The 16390-nt window shown below is 74.2% G+C and carries 18 protein-coding genes; 9 read left to right on the top strand and 9 right to left on the bottom strand.

The window, feature by feature from the left end:
- Positions 1-12: 12 nt before the first annotated feature.
- The 7 genes from ACSU6M_RS18040 to ACSU6M_RS18010 all read left to right on the top strand — a co-directional run bounded on the left by ACSU6M_RS18040 (position 13) and on the right by ACSU6M_RS18010 (position 5371).
- Complete coding sequence (locus ACSU6M_RS18040) at positions 13-1014, top strand: FecCD family ABC transporter permease (RefSeq protein ID WP_437070775.1); 1002 nt, start codon at positions 13-15, stop codon at positions 1012-1014.
- The gene (locus ACSU6M_RS18035) at positions 1011-2099 is read left to right on the top strand and encodes a FecCD family ABC transporter permease (protein WP_437070774.1); all 1089 of its coding nucleotides are present in this window, start codon (positions 1011-1013) and stop codon (positions 2097-2099) included. Before ACSU6M_RS18040 ends, ACSU6M_RS18035 begins: the two co-directional genes overlap by 4 nt.
- On the top strand, positions 2096-2956 hold the full coding sequence (locus ACSU6M_RS18030; RefSeq protein WP_437070773.1) for an ABC transporter ATP-binding protein: 861 nt from the start codon (positions 2096-2098) through the stop codon (positions 2954-2956). The genes ACSU6M_RS18035 and ACSU6M_RS18030 overlap by 4 nt, the downstream gene beginning before the upstream one ends.
- A 101-nt stretch (positions 2957-3057) precedes the next feature.
- On the top strand, positions 3058-4107 hold the full coding sequence (locus ACSU6M_RS18025; RefSeq protein ID WP_437070772.1) for an ABC transporter substrate-binding protein: 1050 nt from the start codon (positions 3058-3060) through the stop codon (positions 4105-4107).
- Positions 4108-4198: 91 nt separating this feature from the next.
- Positions 4199-4600 carry a hypothetical protein gene (locus ACSU6M_RS18020; protein WP_437070771.1) on the top strand — a complete coding sequence of 134 codons (402 nt, stop codon included), beginning with the start codon at positions 4199-4201 and terminating at the stop codon, positions 4598-4600.
- The gene (locus ACSU6M_RS18015; protein ID WP_437070770.1) at positions 4566-4691 is read left to right on the top strand and encodes a hypothetical protein; all 126 of its coding nucleotides are present in this window, start codon (positions 4566-4568) and stop codon (positions 4689-4691) included. The genes ACSU6M_RS18020 and ACSU6M_RS18015 overlap by 35 nt, the downstream gene beginning before the upstream one ends.
- Positions 4688-5371: a DUF6766 family protein gene (locus ACSU6M_RS18010; protein ID WP_437070769.1), complete on the top strand. Its 684-nt coding sequence runs from the start codon at positions 4688-4690 to the stop codon at positions 5369-5371. Before ACSU6M_RS18015 ends, ACSU6M_RS18010 begins: the two co-directional genes overlap by 4 nt.
- Before the next feature lie 7 nt (positions 5372-5378).
- On the opposite strand, the gene ACSU6M_RS18005 is transcribed toward ACSU6M_RS18010, so the two are convergent.
- The 5 genes from ACSU6M_RS18005 to ACSU6M_RS17985 form a co-directional block, all read right to left on the bottom strand.
- Positions 5379-5975, bottom strand: a complete 597-nt coding sequence (locus ACSU6M_RS18005) for a hypothetical protein (RefSeq protein WP_437070768.1) — start codon at positions 5973-5975, stop codon at positions 5379-5381.
- Positions 5959-6450 (bottom strand): RNA polymerase sigma factor, encoded by a 492-nt coding sequence (locus tag ACSU6M_RS18000; RefSeq protein ID WP_437070767.1) that lies wholly within the window; start codon positions 6448-6450, stop codon positions 5959-5961. Before ACSU6M_RS18000 ends, ACSU6M_RS18005 begins: the two co-directional genes overlap by 17 nt.
- A gap of 22 nt (positions 6451-6472) precedes the next feature.
- Positions 6473-7072, bottom strand: coding sequence for a class F sortase (locus tag ACSU6M_RS17995; RefSeq protein ID WP_437070766.1), 600 nt, complete (start codon positions 7070-7072; stop codon positions 6473-6475).
- Positions 7069-7467 (bottom strand): sortase-dependent protein, encoded by a 399-nt coding sequence (locus ACSU6M_RS17990; protein ID WP_437070765.1) that lies wholly within the window; start codon positions 7465-7467, stop codon positions 7069-7071. The genes ACSU6M_RS17995 and ACSU6M_RS17990 overlap by 4 nt, the downstream gene beginning before the upstream one ends.
- 144 nt (positions 7468-7611) lie before the next feature.
- On the bottom strand, positions 7612-9516 hold the full coding sequence (locus ACSU6M_RS17985) for a protein-arginine deiminase domain-containing protein (RefSeq protein WP_437070764.1): 1905 nt from the start codon (positions 9514-9516) through the stop codon (positions 7612-7614).
- A gap of 123 nt (positions 9517-9639) precedes the next feature.
- On the opposite strand from ACSU6M_RS17985, the gene ACSU6M_RS17980 reads away from it, so the two are divergent.
- Complete coding sequence (locus ACSU6M_RS17980; protein ID WP_437070763.1) at positions 9640-10002, top strand: DUF1304 domain-containing protein; 363 nt, start codon at positions 9640-9642, stop codon at positions 10000-10002.
- Between the two features lie 86 nt (positions 10003-10088).
- Positions 10089-10472: a luciferase domain-containing protein gene (locus ACSU6M_RS17975; protein ID WP_437070762.1), complete on the top strand. Its 384-nt coding sequence runs from the start codon at positions 10089-10091 to the stop codon at positions 10470-10472.
- A gap of 6 nt (positions 10473-10478) precedes the next feature.
- Here the strand turns inward: ACSU6M_RS17975 and ACSU6M_RS17970 are convergent, their stop codons facing one another.
- From ACSU6M_RS17970 to ACSU6M_RS17955, 4 genes are all read right to left on the bottom strand, one after another.
- Positions 10479-11372 (bottom strand): Dyp-type peroxidase, encoded by an 894-nt coding sequence (locus tag ACSU6M_RS17970; RefSeq protein WP_437070761.1) that lies wholly within the window; start codon positions 11370-11372, stop codon positions 10479-10481.
- A gap of 439 nt (positions 11373-11811) precedes the next feature.
- Positions 11812-12864, bottom strand: coding sequence for an aldo/keto reductase (locus ACSU6M_RS17965; RefSeq protein WP_437075200.1), 1053 nt, complete (start codon positions 12862-12864; stop codon positions 11812-11814).
- A 57-nt stretch (positions 12865-12921) separates the two neighbouring features.
- Complete coding sequence (locus ACSU6M_RS17960; protein ID WP_437070760.1) at positions 12922-13668, bottom strand: PH domain-containing protein; 747 nt, start codon at positions 13666-13668, stop codon at positions 12922-12924.
- Between the two features lie 286 nt (positions 13669-13954).
- A complete protein-coding gene (locus ACSU6M_RS17955; protein WP_437070759.1) occupies positions 13955-16255 on the bottom strand; it encodes an ATP-binding protein in 2301 nt (766 codons plus the stop codon).
- Positions 16256-16390: the final 135 nt, after the last annotated feature.

Below are 16390 nucleotides of genomic sequence, written 5' to 3'. Positions count from 1 at the left end.
GGGGAAGGGCGCATGTCAGGAGCCGTCAGACGACGCGTCGGCTGGACCGCCGCCGCCCTTGTGCTGCTGCTGGCGGCCGTGCTGCTGAGCCTCGCGGTCGGCAGCCGGCCCATCGCACCGTCGGTGGTGTGGGACGCGCTGGTGCACGGCGGCGACAGCCCCGACGCCCAGGTGGTCCGGGCGCTGCGCGTGCCCCGTACCGTCATCGGCGTCCTCGTCGGGGTCGCGCTCGCCCTCGCCGGAACGGTCCTTCAGGGCATCACCCGCAACCCCATCGCCGAGCCCGGCATCCTCGGCATCAGCCAGGGCGCCTCCCTCGGCGTGGTCTGCGCGATCGCCTTCTTCGGGGTGCACTCGCTGAACGGGTACGTCTGGTACGCGTTCGCCGGCGCCGCCCTCGCCGCGGTGTGCATCTACGCCGTGGCCGGCGGCGGACGCGGCGGCGCGACGCCGGTGAAGCTGGCGCTCGCGGGCGCGGCGATGAACGCGTTCCTCGCCTCGCTGGTCTCGGCGATCCTCACCACCGACGCCCGGGCGCTGGACGAGTTCCGGTTCTGGGACGTCGGCTCGATCAGCGGGCGGGACGCGACGATCGCCGGGCAGGTGTGGCCGTTCCTGCTGGCCGGTCTGGTGCTGGTGCTGGCGATGGCGCGGGGCCTGGACGCGCTCGCCCTCGGCGACGACATCGCCCGTGGCCTCGGCCGCAACGTGGCGCTGCTGCGGGCCACCGGCGCGCTCGGCGCGACCGTGCTCACCGGTGCCGCGGTGGCCGCGGCCGGCCCGATCGCCTTCGTGGGCCTGGCCGTTCCGCACATCGCGCGCGCCCTGGTCGGCCCCGAGCACCGCAGGCTGCTGCCGATGGCCGCGCTGCTGGGCCCGGTGATGCTGCTGCTCGCGGACGTCCTCGGCCGGGTGATCGTGATGCCCTCCGAGGTGCCGGTCGCGGTGATGACCGCGCTCGCCGGAGTGCCGTTCCTGGTCGTGCTGGTGCGGCGCAAGGCGGTGACGGCATGACCGCGCCCACCGCTCCCGCGGGGCGCTCCCCCGCTCCCGTCACCCCCGTCGGGCACGCGCTGCTGCGCGCCGGACGCGCCAGCTTCCTGCTGCACCGCCGCAGCCTGCTCGTGGGCACCGCCCTCGCCCTGCTGCTCGCGACCGCCGTGGTCGCCTCCCTCTGCGTCGGCGAGTCCTTCGTCGCGCCCGGCGAGGTCGTGCGGGTGCTCCTCGGCCTGCCCAGCCCCGACGAACTCGTCGTCGGCACCCTGCGGTTGCCGCGGCTGGTGACCGGGCTGCTGGTCGGTGCCGCCTTCGGCGTCTCCGGGGCGCTGATCCAGACCGTCGCCCGCAATCCGCTGGCCAGCCCCGACGTGATCGGCGTGACCCACGGGGCGGGCGCGGCGACGGTCGCCGCGATGACGTTCGGCGTCACCTCGTACACCCTCATGCCCTACGTGTCCGTCGCCGGCGGTCTCGCGGCGGCGGCCCTGGTGTACGCGCTGGCCTGGCGGCGCGGGCTGAGCGCCGCCCGGTTCGTGCTGGTCGGCATCGGCATCTCGGTGGCGCTCGGCTCGCTGACCCGGCTGTTCGTGACCAAGGGCGAGTATCTGGTGGCCCAGCAGGCCAAGGTGTGGCTCACCGGCTCGCTCAACGGGCGCGGCTGGGACCAGGCGGCGCCGCTGGCGACCGTGCTGCTGGTGTGTGTGCCGTGCGTGCTGTGGGCGGCGCGGGCGCAGCGGGCGGCGGCCTTCGACGACGACACCGCCGTCGCTCTGGGCAGCCGTCTGGACCGGGACCGGCTGGGCATGGGGGTGCTCGGCGTGGTCCTCGCGTCGGTGGCGACCGGCGCCGCGGGGCCCGTCGACTTCGTCGCCCTGCTCGCCCCGCAGATCGCCCGCCGGCTCACCCGCACCCCGCACATCCCGCTGCTGTCCTCGGCGCTGACGGGCGCGCTGATCGTGGTCGTCGCCGATCTGCTGGCCCGGCGGCTGCTGTCGCCGGTGGAGCTGCCGGTCGGTGTGTTCACCGCCCTCGTGGGCGCCCCGTACTTGATGTGGCTGATCGTCAGCACCCGTAGCAGCCGTTCCGGAGGGACCGCGTGACCGGCAACCGTCTGACCGCCCGAGGGCTCACCCTCGCCTACGAGGACCGCACGGTCGTCGAGGACCTGGACCTGGAGATCCCGCACGGGAAGGTCACTGTCGTCGTCGGGCCCAACGCCTGCGGCAAGTCGACGCTGCTGCGGGCGCTGGGCCGGCTGCTGAAGCCGCGGCGCGGGGCGGTGCTGCTGGACGGCACCGAGCTGGCGGACTTGCCGACCCGGCGGATCGCCCAGGTGATCGGCCTGCTGCCGCAGACGCCGGTGCCGCCGGAGGGCATCACGGTCGCGGACCTGGTCGCGCGCGGCCGCCAGCCGCACCAGAAGTGGTGGCAGCAGTGGTCGGAGACGGACGAGCGGACCGTCGCGGAGGCGATGGAGCGCACCGGGGTCGCCGAGCTCGCCGCCCGGCCGGTCGACGAGCTGTCGGGCGGTCAGCGCCAGCGGGTGTGGATCGCGATGGCGCTCGCCCAGGACACCGACATCCTGCTGCTCGACGAGCCGACGACCTATCTGGACATCGCCCACCAGGTGGAAGTCCTGGACCTGGTACGGCAGTTGAACCTGGAGCGCGGACGGACCGTGGTCGCCGTGCTGCACGACCTCAACCAGGCCGCCCGGTACGCCGACCACATCGTGGCGATGCGGGCGGGCCGGATCGTGGCGCAGGGCACCCCCGCCGAGGTGGTGACCGCCGAGCTGGTGCGGGAGGTGTTCGGGCTGGCGTCGGTGGTGGTGCCGGACCCGGTGACCGGGGACCCGCTGGTGGTGCCGGGTCCGCCGCGCACCACCTCCGCGCCGGGCGAGGACAGGGGGTCCCGAGCGGTCGCGGTGCCCGAACAGGCCGTCGACGAAACGTGAATCCGGCGTGATCGGAACCACACGCTCCGGATGCGGCACGTCCAGAGGAATCCCATAAAGTAAGGCTCGCCTAAGTTCCACGTACGAACGGGAGTCCTCCCATGTCCGCAAGCCGCCGCGGCGCAGCCGCCGTCGCCCTCGCGCTCACCGCCGCGCTGTCGCTGACCGCGTGCGGCGGCTCCGGCAGCAGCGAGGAGACGACCGCCGGGAAGCCGTCCGCCGGCGCGGGCGGGAAGAAGTCGGTCGCGCAGGGCGGCGAGGACTTCGCCGAGGCGGCCGAGCAGACGGCCGCGATGGGCACCGACGCGAAGCCCGGCGAGTGGCCCCGGACCATCGAGCACGCCATGGGCGAGACCGAGCTGAAGGCCCAGCCCAAGCGCGTGGTCGTGCTCGACGTCGGCGAGCTGGACAACGTCGTCTCCCTCGGCGTCAAGCCGGTCGGCCTCGCCCCCACCGAGGGCTCCCCCGAGCTGCCGTCCTACCTGAAGAAGGACGCCGGCTCCCCGAAGAACGTCGGCACCATCAACAACCTCAACCTGGAGGCCATCGCCGCGCTCAAGCCCGATCTGATCCTGGGCAGCCAGCTGCGCGCCGCCGACAAGTACGACGAGCTCTCCCAGATCGCGCCGACGGTGTTCTCCCTGCGTCCGGGCTTCACCTGGAAGGAGAACTACCTCCTCAACGCGGCCGCCCTGGACAAGACCGCCGAGGCCAGGGCGAACCTCGCGGCCTACGAGAAGAAGGCGAAGGCCCTCGGCGCCAAGCTCGGTGCGAAGAAGCCGACCGTCTCGATGGTCCGCTACCTGCCCGACGGCGTCATCCGCCTGTACGCCAACGCCTCTTTCATCGGCACGATCCTCAAGGACGTCGGCGTCCCGCGCCCGAAGAACCAGGACATCGAGGACCTCGCCGCCGAGATCAGCGCCGAGAACATCGACCAGGCCGACGCCGACTACATCTTCACCGGCGTCTACGGCGACCCCAAGGCCACGGACAAGTCCAAGGCCCAGTCCAACCCGCTGTGGAAGAACCTGAACGCGGTCAAGAACGGCCACGCCTTCGACGTCCCGGACGAGACCTGGTACCTGGGCCTCGGTGTGACGGCCGCCGGCGAGGTCCTGGACGACCTCGAGGCTCACCTGACGAAGTAACGGACCTCCTCCTTCGGCGCGGCTGCCCCTCCGGGCGGCCGCGCCGCGTCAGCATGGGCCTTCCTGTACCGGCGGACGAGTGGAGGTCCTGTTGCCACGCTGGAGAGGGGTCGCGCTGCTGGCGTCGGCGGGCTGTCTGGCCGGCTGCGCCACGCTCGGGGAACGGGAGGCGGCCGTGTCACGGGCCGCCGTGCGGTTCGGCGAGAGCGTGCGGCAGGCGGACGGGGCGCGGGCGTGTGCGGGGCTCGCCCCCGGAACCCGGCAGGAGCTGGAGCAGTCGGCCATGGCGCCCTGCCCCGAGGCCCTGCTCGACGAGAAGCTGTCCCCCGCGGGCCGGGTGCGCTCGGTGCAGGTCTACGGGCAGCAGGCGCGGGTGGTGCTGGACGGCGACACCCTGTTCCTGGCGTCCTTCCCGCAGGGCTGGAAGGTCACCGCGGCGGGCTGCGAACCGCGTCCCGGTGAGCCGTACGACTGCCAGGTCAAGGGCGGGTGAGACGGGCGTGCGCACCCTGTTCACGCTGCTGCTGGTGATGGTCTGCGGCGGGCTCGCCTACTTCACGGCGCTGGGGCTGATGCACCGATGAACCGCCCGGTCCGCTTCCTGAAGCACAACGGCCTCACCCTCGCCTTCGGCACCGGCTTCCTGCTCACGCTCGTGGGACAGGCCGTCGCCGGGCACGCCGACTTCAACAACCGGCTCGTCGCCGACGGCATGCACCCGCTGAGCCTGCCGGCCTATCTGACCAGCTCCGACTTCGCGGTCGACGTCACCGAGAACTGGCAGTCGGAGTATCTGCAGTTCTTCCTCTACGTCTTCGCCACCGTCTGGCTGCTCCAGCGCGGCTCCCCCGAGTCCAAGGAGCTGCACAAGGCCGGCCCGGAGAGCGACAAGGACCAGATGGTCGGCGCGCACGCCGTCGGCTCCTCGCCCCGCTGGGCCGCCGACACCGGCTGGCGGCAGCGGGTGTACGCGCGCTCCCTCGGCCTGGTCATGGCCTTCCTCTTCACCTGGTCCTGGCTGGCCCAGTCCGTCGCCGGCGCGGCCGCCTACAACGAGGAGCAGCTGCGCGGGCTCCAGGCACCGGTCTCCTGGGGCCAGTACCTCGGCACCGCCGACTTCTGGAACCGCACCCTGCAGAACTGGCAGTCCGAACTGCTCGCCGTCGCCTCCATGGCCATCCTCTCGGTGTTCCTGCGCCAGCGCGGCTCCCCGGAGTCCAAGCCGGTGGGGGCGGCGCACACGGCGACGGGCGTCGAGGGCTGAGGGGCCGTCAGCCGGGGGTGGCGGGTGAGGCGCCGACGCCCGCCGCCGTCGCCGCCGTTGTCGGGGTCGAGGTCGGGGTCGAGGTCGGGGTCGGGGTCGGCGTCGCCGGGGGTCTCCAGGTGACCGGAGCGGAGGGCACCGTCCTCGTGGGCGCGGGAGCCTCGCTCGGCGTGGCCGTGGGGGACCAGGACGGCTCCGGGCTCGGCGGGAGAGAGGTGTCCGGGGTCGCGGGGCTCGGGGTCGCGTCCGGCGTACGGGCGGACGGGCTCGGCGCCGGCGTCGGCGTCGGCGTGCCGCTCACGGGCGGCGGCGGGGCCAGCGGGGGTGCCGGGCGCGCGGGGCCGTCCGGGCCCGCGAGATACAGCGGCAGCGCGGCGAGGGCCAGCGCGGCGCAGGTCAGCGCTGCACCGGCCGCGGTGCGCAGCAGACGGCGGCGCGAGGCCGCCCGGCGGACGGCCTGGTAGCGGCCGGGGGGCGCGGGGAGGTGGGCGGCGGGCGGGGCGAGGAGGACCGTGAGGGGGTCGTGGTCATCGGGGCCGTACGCGTCACCGCGGCGGAGGTCGGACTCCTCCTCCGTCCCGTCTCGCTCAGAGCGCGGCGTCATGGCTTCTCCTCAGATGGACGCGGAGCAGTTCGCGGGCCGCGTGCAGGTCGGCCTTGACGGTTCCCTCCTTGCGTCCGGTCAGCACGGACACCTCCCGGACCGGCATGTCAGCGTAGTAGTGGAGCAGGATCGGGATGCGCAGCCGGTCCGGCAGCGACTGCACCAGCAGCCGCACCGAGGGATCGGCCGCTTCGGCGGGCCCCCGTACCGCCGCCTCCGTCGTGGCCCGGCGCACGGCGTTGCGCTCCCGCTCCAGCTTGCGCCAGTGGTCCCGGACGAGGTTGGCCGCGGTGACGTAGAGGAAGCCGCGCGGCTCGTCCACCTTCGTCCAGCGCGCCCACAACCGGGTGAACGCCTCGGAGGCGATCTCGTGGGCGGTCTCGTCGTCGTCGACGAGCCGCCGGCACCAGCCGGCGAGGCGTGGGTACAGGGCGGCGAACAGCTCGGAGGCCGCCTCGTCGCGGGACCGTTTCAACGTTCTCCTGGATGGTGGGGGGTCAGCCGGCCGTCGGCGCCGGTCCGGCGAACACGATGACGTTGTCCCGGTACTCGTCGCCCGTGCGCGGGCCGCCGCAGGTGATCAGCCGCAGCTCCGGCCGGCCGACGTCACCGTAGACGTCGTCGGCGGGGAAGTCGGCCTTGGGGACCGAGCGCACCTCGCCGACCTCGAAGGCCGCCGTGGCGCCGCTCCGGAGCGTGACCTCGATCCGGTCACCCCGCTCCAGCCGCCCGAGGTGGCGGAAGACGCCGTCGCCGTGCCGGCCGACGGTGACATGGCCGAGGAGGACGGAGGGCCCGATCTGCCCCGGCGTCGGCGAGTGCCGGTACCAGCCCGCCCGGTCGTCGGCCGTCAGCGGCGGCACCTCCACCTCGCCGTCCGGCTCCAGGCCCAGCTCCATGACCGGCGTGTCCACCCCGGCCGCCGGGATCCGCAGCCGCACCGGGGCGGAACGCGCGAGCGGCGACGACCCGGTCCGGGCGACGGGGTCGCGGGACGCGTCCGGGCCGCTGCCCCGGTCCGCGCCCCCGCCCCCGCACCCGGCGAGCAGCACCGCCGCGCACGCCACCCCGAGCGCCCGCCCGGACAGCGCGGTCATGCGCCGGTCGCCCTCCGGCGCCGTACGACGAACGTCGCCGCGCCGCCCGCGGCCAGCAGGGCCGCCGCCCCGGCCGCCCCGGTCCACCCGGCCGTCGACGCCTCGCCCGCCTGCGCCTCACCGGTGTCGGGCGCGCCGCTCGGCACGACGGACACCTGCCCGCCGGGCGCCTCGGTCGGCACGGGCGAGGGCACGGCGGACGGGGCCTCGCTCGGCGTGGCGGTGGGCGGCAGGCTCGGCTCGGCCGACGGCTCCGCGCTGGGCACGGGAGTGGCCGGCGGCAGGCTCGGCGAGGCGCTCGGGGACGGCCGGCCGCCGTCCGCGACCGCGGTCCCGCCGCCCGCGCACACGGCGGCACAGGCAAGGGCCAGGGCTCCCAGCAGGGTTCGTCGCACGGCTCGTCTCTCTTTCGTCGGTGACGGATCGAGCGGAGAGACGAACCGCGGCACCGGCCGGTTGTAAAGAGACGGCAAAGCCGTCGGCCGAGCGGGCGGGCAGGGCCGATCGACCCTGCCCGGCCGATCGACCCTGCCGGCCGGTCAGGCCCGGCCGCCCCACCAGGGGGCCGAGGTGTCCCGCAGGGTGTTGGTGCCGCAGTGCACCTCACCCATGCCGAGGTGGTACGTGTACCAGTCGTCGATGTAGGAGACCTTCATCCCGGCGTCGTTGTACGCCTTGCTCACGGCCGCGGTGAAGATGTCCTTGCCGCCGACGACCGGACCCCACTGGCGCGGGGCGAGGTAGCGGTCGCGGGAGAGCAGGATGCCGTTGACCGCGCCGGGGACGTAGGCGCTGGTCGCGATGGTCGGGGCGGCGGCCGCTCCGCCACGGGCGATCAGGCTCTGCTGGCCGTGGCGTTCGGCCGCGTCGACGGTGCCGCCGATGCGCCGCAGCAGCGGCATGCGGGTGCCGGTGGCCGAGTCACCGGTGATGCCGCGCGTGTACAGGGCGGGCACGCGCACGATCTCGGCGTCGGTGATGCCGGTCTCGCGCTTGAGGATGTCGAGGTTGGCCCGGATGCGGGCGGCGGCCAGGTCGTTGTCGGCCAGCAGCTTCCGGTCGGCGAGGGCCTGCGCGATGGTCTCCTGCGGCGGCAGCATGCCGTCGAAGCCCTTCACCGAGAACATCTTGGCGGCGCCGTGGCCGTCCTGCTTGGCCTTGCGCAGCAGGTCGAGCCCCGCCTTGGGGTCGGCGACGCCGATCCGCCAGCCGCGCGGGGTGTCGGCGGGCAGGAACTGCACGAACTCGTCGACATGGCCCACGTGCAGCCAGGAGGTGTCCAGGAGCAGCGGGTTCTGCAGCCCCTGGGACCTGAGCATCGTACGGATCTCGCCGGACGGCCGGATGCCGCTGCCGTCCTTGCGCTCGCCCATGATGATCCGGCCCGCGGGGTAGCTGCGGCCGTTGTGGGTGTACGGCGGGACGGTCTCCAGGTTGCCGTAGGAGTTCAGCGTCTCCCAGCCCTGCATGTCCCGGCCCTTGGCCTGGACCACGCCGGTGCCGGGGCCGCGCAGCTTGGCGTACAGCTCACGGCCCGCGGGGCGGTCCTGCGCCGAGCGCAGCATGACCCGTATCGCCTGCTGCCGGCCGTCGGGCCGGGTCATGCTCACATACGCGGGCTCCACGAAGTCCTGCGCCCAGATGTCGCCGTACCCCGTGAACTTGACCACCGGCGCGGTGATGCCGGCGTCCTTGGCGCGCTGCTCCAGGCTCTTGACGAAGCCCTGCTGGCGGCGGGCCCAGGGGTCGGTGCCCTTGACCTCGGTGACCAGGACGCGCTGGGTGTTCTGGAGGTTGTGGTGGGTCAGCAGCGGGGCGGCGCGCAGGGTCACGTCGTCGCTCGCGGTACCGGCGGCGGAGGTCACCGTCAGCCGGATCACCGCGCGCCCGTCCCAGACGCGGCTGTCGCGGATCACGTCCCTGCCCTCGACGCCGAACTCCACGCCCGCGCGCAGCTCGGCGGCCGTCAGCCGGGTCTGGGAGGTGACCGGCGTCCAGGCGCCGTCGCGCTTGAGGTGCACCCGCACCTGCGCGGCACCGGTCGTCACCTTCACCGTGCCGACCGCGTCGTCGGGCAGGTCCGCGGCCGGCACCGAGCGCACCCGCGCCAGGTCCCCGGCGTCGGCCGTGCCGTTGACCCGGGTGTCGGCGGCGTCGTTGCAGCGGGCCAGCGTGGTGTCGGAGACGCCGGGGCCGAGCAGGGCACGGCAGCGCCGGCCGTCGTCGTCGATGTTGGGCAGGAAGACCGCCCCGCGCCGCACGGACCAGGTGTCCTCACCGGCCTCGTCCGCGGTGCCGGTCAGATCGACGGTCCCGTCGCGGTCGACGTCGGCCCGCAGGTCGATCCGCGGGGGCTCGGCGGCCTGGGCCAGGGCGGGCGGCGCCAGCACCGCTCCCGCCGCGGTGAGGGCGAGGATCACTCGTCCGGCTTGTCTGTTGCGCACCTGTCGCGTCCTTTCGTTCCCGGTTGCCACCGGGGAAGAGGGGGAAGACGCGCAAGGCGTTGAGTCGGGAACGCGCCAAATGTTCTGACGCCGTGTCAGGGCGCCGGGTGTCATGCTGGGCGCATGCACATCGTCGCCACCCTCGCGGTCCTGGCCATGGCCGCGCTCCACGCCTACATCCTGGTGCTGGAGATGTTCCTGTGGACCGCCCCGCGCACGCGGGCCGCCTTCGGCACGACGCCCGAGTTCGCCGAGTCCACGCGGGCGCTGGCCGCCAACCAGGGCCTCTACAACGGGTTCCTGGCCGCCGGCCTGGTGTGGGGCGCCATCGCCTCCGACCCGGTGGGCTTCCAGGCGTCGGTGTTCTTCCTGATCTGCGTGGCGGTGGCGGGCGTGTACGGGGCGGCGACCGCGAGCCGCCGCATCCTGTTCGTGCAGACGGTGCCGGCGCTGATCACGCTCGCCCTGGTGCTGCTCGCGGACTGAGCCGCGCCCGCGCACCGGACCTCACGGCCAGGTTACGGAACGCTCAACCTCTGGTGTCCGCGTGATGATCCGGCGACCATGAACCCATGACTCCGGCCCAGCGCGCCCGGGAACGCCTCACCGACTGGCCCGACCTCACGGCGGGCCCGGCCGGCTGCGGCACGGGCCAGGCGCTTCGCTCCCCGCACGGCGAGATCGTCCACTTCCACTCCGGCCACGACGTCGACCTGCATCTGACCGACTCCGCCCTGCGGCGCTGGTCCGCCGACCTCGGGGCGTCCTCCGCCATCCGGCTGGTGCCCGGCTCCGGCTGGGTGACCGTCCACCTCGACTGCGACACCGACGTCGACCTGCTGCTGAGCCTGGTGAGCATGGCCCTCAAGGCCCAGCAGGCGGACGGCGCGTGCTCGGGGGCGTGCGGCTGCAATCTGCACCGGGTGACGGTGCTGCCGCGGCTGGAGGCCGGCTGACGGGGCTCACGCCGGCGGATCCTCCAGGAAGTCCGCCGACGGCACGAAGAACGCGGTGCCGGTGACCGGCCGGGAGAAGTCCAGCAGCGGATCCGGGCCGGTCTCCTCGGTGCCCAGGAACATCCGGCGCAGCATCGTCTCCGTGACGCCCGGATCACGGGCGTAGGCGATGAAGTACGTCCCGAACTCCCCGTGGCCCGGCCGCCCGAACGGCATCGCGCCGCGCAGGATGCGGCGTTCGCCGCCGTCGGCACCGGTGACGGTGTTGACGTCGACGTGGGAGCCGGGGGCGTGGATCTCCAGGTTGGTCAGCTTGGTGCGGCCGACCGTGCGCTCCTGCTCCTCGACGGACAGCTTCTGCCAGGCGTCGACCTCGTGCAGATACTTCTGGACGACGGCGTAACTGCCGCCGCGGAAAAGGGGATCCTCCTCGCCGACGAGCGCGGTGTCGGCCGCGAGCTGCCCCACGGGGTTCTCGGTGCCGTCGACGAAGCCGAGCAGATTGCGGGAGTCGAAGTACGCGAACGCCTGCACCTCGTCCCTCACCTCGGCCGTGTCGCCGAGCCGCCCGACGATCTCGGCGGTCAGCGCGAAGCACAGGTCGGGGCGGTCGGCGCGGACGTGGAACAGCAGGTCGCCCGGTGTGGCGACGGCCCGGTGCCGGGGGCCGGCCAGCTCCTGGAAGGGCCGCAGCCGGGCCGGCCGAGGGCCGGGGAACAGCCGCCCCCACGCCTGCGCGCCGATGCCCGCCACGCAGGACAGCCGCCCCTCGGGCCACCCGAACCCGATCCCGCGCACCAGCCCCTCCAGTTCGCCCAGCAGCTCACGGGCGCGTGTCTCGCCGCCCGGCTGCACCCCGAGGACGAGGAACACGGCGGCGGAGCAGGGCGCCGCCAGCACGGGCTGGGGCCGTGCCGCGGGAAGAGCGGAGGAGACGGGGGAGGCAGCGGGGGAAGGGGAGGGCACCTCGGGCGACGACGGCCGTGTCTCGGGCGACGACGGCCGTGTCTCGGGTGACGACGGCCGCACCTCGGCCGACGGCACGCCCGCCGGCGACGGCACCGCCCCCGAAGACGACCGCGTCCCCGACGACGACCGCGTCCCCCCGGACGACCGCGTCCCCGACGGCGGCTCCGGTCGCACCGCGTCCGGTGGCAAGGGCGTCATCCGCTCCCCCTTCGCTCCGGGCACGCCCTTCGAGGGCGCCTCCCGCCCCTCCGCCCGGCGAACGCCGGACGGGTCTCGCGCACGGGTCACCATGCCCCGACCGACACGGGCCGACACCGGCCGGACCCCTCGCCCCGGCGCACCCCCGGAGCACGGGCGCACACCGGGTGCGTCACGCCGCGGCGGTCCGCTCCCCCACCGGCCGGCGCCGCAGCGCCGGGTCCGTCAGGGACGGCGGCACCCAGGCGCTGTCGGTGCGGTACATGTCCGTACCCGGCGGCACGATCTCGTCGATGCGGTCCAGTACGGCGTCGTCCAGGGTGAGTTCCGCGCCCTTGAGCAGCCCCTCGAACTGCTCCGTCGTGCGCGGCCCGAGGATCACCGAGGTCACCGCCGGGTGCACCAGCGGGAAGGCCACCGCGAGTTGCGGCAGCGTGCACCCGAGGTCGTCGGCGACCTGCACGAGCCGTTCGACGGCCGCCAACTTGGCCGCGTTCTCCGGGAGTTCCGGGTCGAACCGCCACGGCGTGATCGCGGGCCGTCCCGAAGACAGGTCGATCGCCCGGCCCTCGCGGTACTTTCCGGTGAGGAACCCGGAGGCCAGCGGCCCCCAGGTCAGCACGCCCATCCCGTAGCGGGAGCAGGTCGGCAGCACCGAGCGCTCCACACCGCGCGCCAGCAGCGAGTACGGCGGCTGCTCGGTGCGCATCCGCGGCAGCGCGCGCCGCTCGGCGACATGGTGGGACTCGGCGATCTCCTCGGCGGGGAAGGAGGAGCAGCCGAACGTCCGTATCTTGCCCTGCCGTTGCAGGTCCCCCAGCACGCCCAGGGTCTCCTCGATGTCGGTCGTCGGGTCCGGCCGGTGCACCTGGTAGAGGTCGATCCAGTCGGTGCCGAGCCGCCGCAGGCTGTCCTCGACGGCCCGGATGATCCACCGCCGCGAGTTGCCGCCCCGGTTGCGGCCCTCCCCCATCGGGAAGTGCACCTTGGTCGCGAGCACGACGTCGTCGCGCCGCCCCCGCAGCGCCTTGCCGACGATCGTCTCCGACTCCCCTTGCGAGTACATGTCGGCGGTGTCCACGAAGTTGATCCCCGCGTCCAGCGCGGCGTGCACGATCCGGACGCAGTCGTCGTGGTCCCCGTTCCCGACCGCCCCGAACATCATCGTGCCCAGGCAGTAGCTGCTGACCTCGATCCCGGTACGCCCCAGCGGGCGGTAGCGCATGCTCATGCGGCGCACGCTAGGTGCTGGAGTGCTCTCCAAGTCCAGTGCCGCGGCGGCTCACCACAGCCAGCCGAGGGCCAGGAAGGCGCCGCAGGCCAGCAGCAGCGCCCCGACGGTGAGCACGAAGGCCAGCTTCACCAGCAGGAACGGCAGCCACTGCACATGCGCGGCGGAGGCGGGGTTGCGGGGGTCGTAGACGACATGGGTGCGCTGGACGGTGCGCGCGCAGCTGTAGAAGTGCTCCCCGCCGTCGGCGTCGGTGTACCGGTAGGAGACGTTCATCAGTCGCCGGGTGCTCGCGTACGCCTCCACGGTGATGCCCCGCCGCGCGAGCGTGATCCGCCGGCAGGTCTCCTCGACGCCGCCGAAGAAGAGGACCAGGCCCACCAGGAGCGGCAGCGGCGCCGCGATCGCCCCCAGGACCCACACCCCGTGCCGCGCACCGACCCACCAGGCGTACCCGATGTACCCGAGCGTCAGCGCGATCAGGGGACCGAACAGCCACCACACCGACAGTTCGCCCGTCTCCGCGGTGGTCACCAGCGCACTGCCCGCCGGGTCCCGCGACGGCGGCAGTACGCCGGTCAGGGCGGTGGCGAAGGCGGCGGTGGCGCTCGGGTTGCCGCCCTCGACGCGGTGCGCGGCACCGTCGGTGAGCACGATCTCCAGGACACGGGCCTCGGGGGTGCGCACCTCCTGGACCGCGGCGAACGGAATGCGCGTTTGGCGGCCACCGCCCTCGATACGGAGGGCTTCCGCGTCGTACCGGGCCGTCACCCCACGGCCGTTGAGTATCTGGGACATGCTCCCAGGACTCTCGAAGGCGCCCGGAGGTTGCCCTCGCGCGCGTCGGGGCTGCCCCGCCGACCAGGGGCAGCCCCGTCCGTGTACCGCCGCGGGGGAGGTGTCCGGCCGGACGCCTTGCCATGACAGCCGTGGGGGAAATACAACTGCCGGCTCCGGCACTCCCGTCCCCCGGGGCGGTGCATCCAGGGTGTCCCGCCGCCCGCGGCAGCCGCATCCGTGATCGCGGAAGATCCGTACACCTACTCCGCCGCCGGCACCCCCCGGACGGAGTACGTCGGTGTACCTAGGTGTGCATCGCCGGGATCTCCGTGCGCGAGGTGATGCCGAGCTTGGCGAGGATGTGCTCGACGTGGGCGTCCACCGTGCGCTTGGAGATGACCAGGCGTTCGGCGATCTCCCGGTTGGACAGCCCCTGGGCGACCAGTGCGGCGACCTCGCGTTCGCGCCGGGTGAGGGCGTCGAGGGAGGTGCGGGGGGCCGGGGGCCGGGCCACCGGGGCGGGGTGGTCCTCCTCGGGCTCGTCCGGGTCGTCGGTGTCGGCGCGGACCGCCTCCAGCACCTCCAGGCCGGACATCCGCTCCCCGGCCCGCCGCCGGCGCTCGAACTCCTCCGGGCCCAGCGCCGCGCGCACCGTCTTCAGCACCGCCTCCTGCTCCTCCAGCAGCCGCGGCAGCATCGCCACCGGGTCGCCGGACAGCCGCCGCGCGCTGTCGGCGTACCCCAGCAGCCGCGCCGCCCGCGCCCAGCGCTCCCGCCGGGCCGCCTGCCAGGCCAGGCCCAGACAGGCCAGCGCCGCCACCAGCACCTCCCCGACCTCGCTCGCGGCCTCCAGTCCGCGCCGCAGCGGGCCCTCACTCGCCTCGTGCTCCCCGGCCAGCCACAGGATGACGCCCTGCACGGTCAGCGTGGAGGCGTACAGCTGCCGGTCGCCCGTGCCGTCGAGGAGCTGAAGTCCGGTGCGGCACAGCTCCAGCGCCCCCGCGGTGTCCCCGAACACGGCCCGCAACAGGGCGCCCTCGTAGTGCACGACCCCTATGCCGAGCAGATCGCCGCTGGCCATGATCCGCAGCCGGGCGTCCTCCAGCGCCGCCAGGCCCTCCTCCACCCGACCGCCGATCGCGGTCATCGCCCCCAGGTATGCCTCGGCGAACAGCTCCACGCGCCCCTCGCCGCAGCGCCGCGCCGCCTCGTGGGCCCGCGGGAAGAACTCCAGGGCGGTCGCCAGGTCCGCCGTCCACACCGCGGCGATCCCGGTCATCAGCAGCCCCCAGGCCCGCTCGGGCGCGTCCTCGGCGGTGTGCGCGAGGCCCTTGTCGATCCAGTAGCGGCCCTCGGACAGGGTGCCCGCCGCCCGCCAGTACGGGGCGAGGCGGGCGGCCGTCCACAGCGCCTGCGGCGCACGGTCGCCGTCGCCGAGGCCGTAGTCCAGGGCGGCCCGCAGGTCCGGGATCTCCTGCCGGACCGCGCGGTGCAGGCTGACCTGCGCCGGGGTCAGCAGCTCGTCCCAGCAGCGGCCGACGAACTCCTCGTAGTAGGCGAAGTGCCGCTGCCGTACGGCGGTCTCCTCCCGCGGGGTGCGGGCCAGGTGCCCGGCGCCGTACTCGCGGATGGTGTCCAGCAGGCGGTAGCGGTCGCCGTCCTCGCCGATGCGCTGCACGACCGACTTGTCCACCAGCCCGATCAGCGCCTCCACCACCCGCGGCCCGGCCAGCTCGCCGCCCGCGCAGACCCGCTCGGCGGCGGCCAGGGTGAAGGACCCGGCGAACACCGACAGCCGCGCCCACAGCCGCCGTTCCAGGGGCGTGCACAGGTCGTGGGACCAGTCGATGGCGGTGCGCAGGGTCTGGTGGCGGGTCAGGGAGGTGCGGCGGCCGCCGGTGAGCACCTCGAAGCGGCGGTCCAGCCGGGCGACCAGCTCGGCCAGCGGCACCGCGCGCAGCCGTACGGCGGCCAGTTCCAGGGCGAGCGGGATGCCGTCGAGGCGGTCGACGAGCGCGAGGGTGCGTTCGCGGTCGGCGCCGGTCGGGGCGAGCCCGCCGGTGACCGCGGCGGCCCGCTGCACGAACAGGTCGACCGCGTCCTGCCGGGCCAGCGGGGCGATCGGCACACAGTGCTCGCCGGGCACGTCCAGCGGCTGTCTGCTGGTGGCCAGCACGCTCAGCCCGGCCGCCTCGCGCAGCAGTATGTCCGAGAGCATCGCGCACGCGTCCACGAGATGCTCGCAGGTGTCCAGCACCAGCAGCACCCGGCGGCTGCGCAGATGCTCCACGACCGCGTCCAGCGGGCTCATCCCCGACTGCTCCGGCAGCTCCAGCACCCCGGCGAGGGTGGCCGGGATCAGCTCCGGGTCGTGCAGCGCGGACAGCTCCACCAGCCGTACCCCGTCCGCGTACCGCCCGGCGCGGGCGGCGGCCGCCCGGAGCGCGGTGCGGCTCTTGCCGACCCCTCCGGGGCCCACCAGCGTCACCAGCCGGGACCGGGCCAGCGCCGCGTCGATCAGGGCGAGTTCCTCGCCGCGGCCGACGAAGCTGGTGAGTTCCACGGGAAGCTGTCCACCCCGCCGCTGTCCGAAGCCGAATCCCATGCGACCCCCGTAGCGTTCCATCCGACCATCACAGCGTAGGCAGGCGACTGCCGAGCGTGAATGGCGCCAAGGACCCCGCGCGCGGGTGAACGGTGGTAGGGCCTGTCGCCGCGCGGTGACGGGCGTCGGGAGTCC

The sequence above is a fragment of the Streptomyces sp. enrichment culture genome, from assembly GCF_964272895.1.
GTDB lineage: Bacteria > Actinomycetota > Actinomycetes > Streptomycetales > Streptomycetaceae > Streptomyces.
Note: the sequence above shows the minus strand (reverse complement) of the source record. Positions and strands in the feature narration are given on the sequence as shown.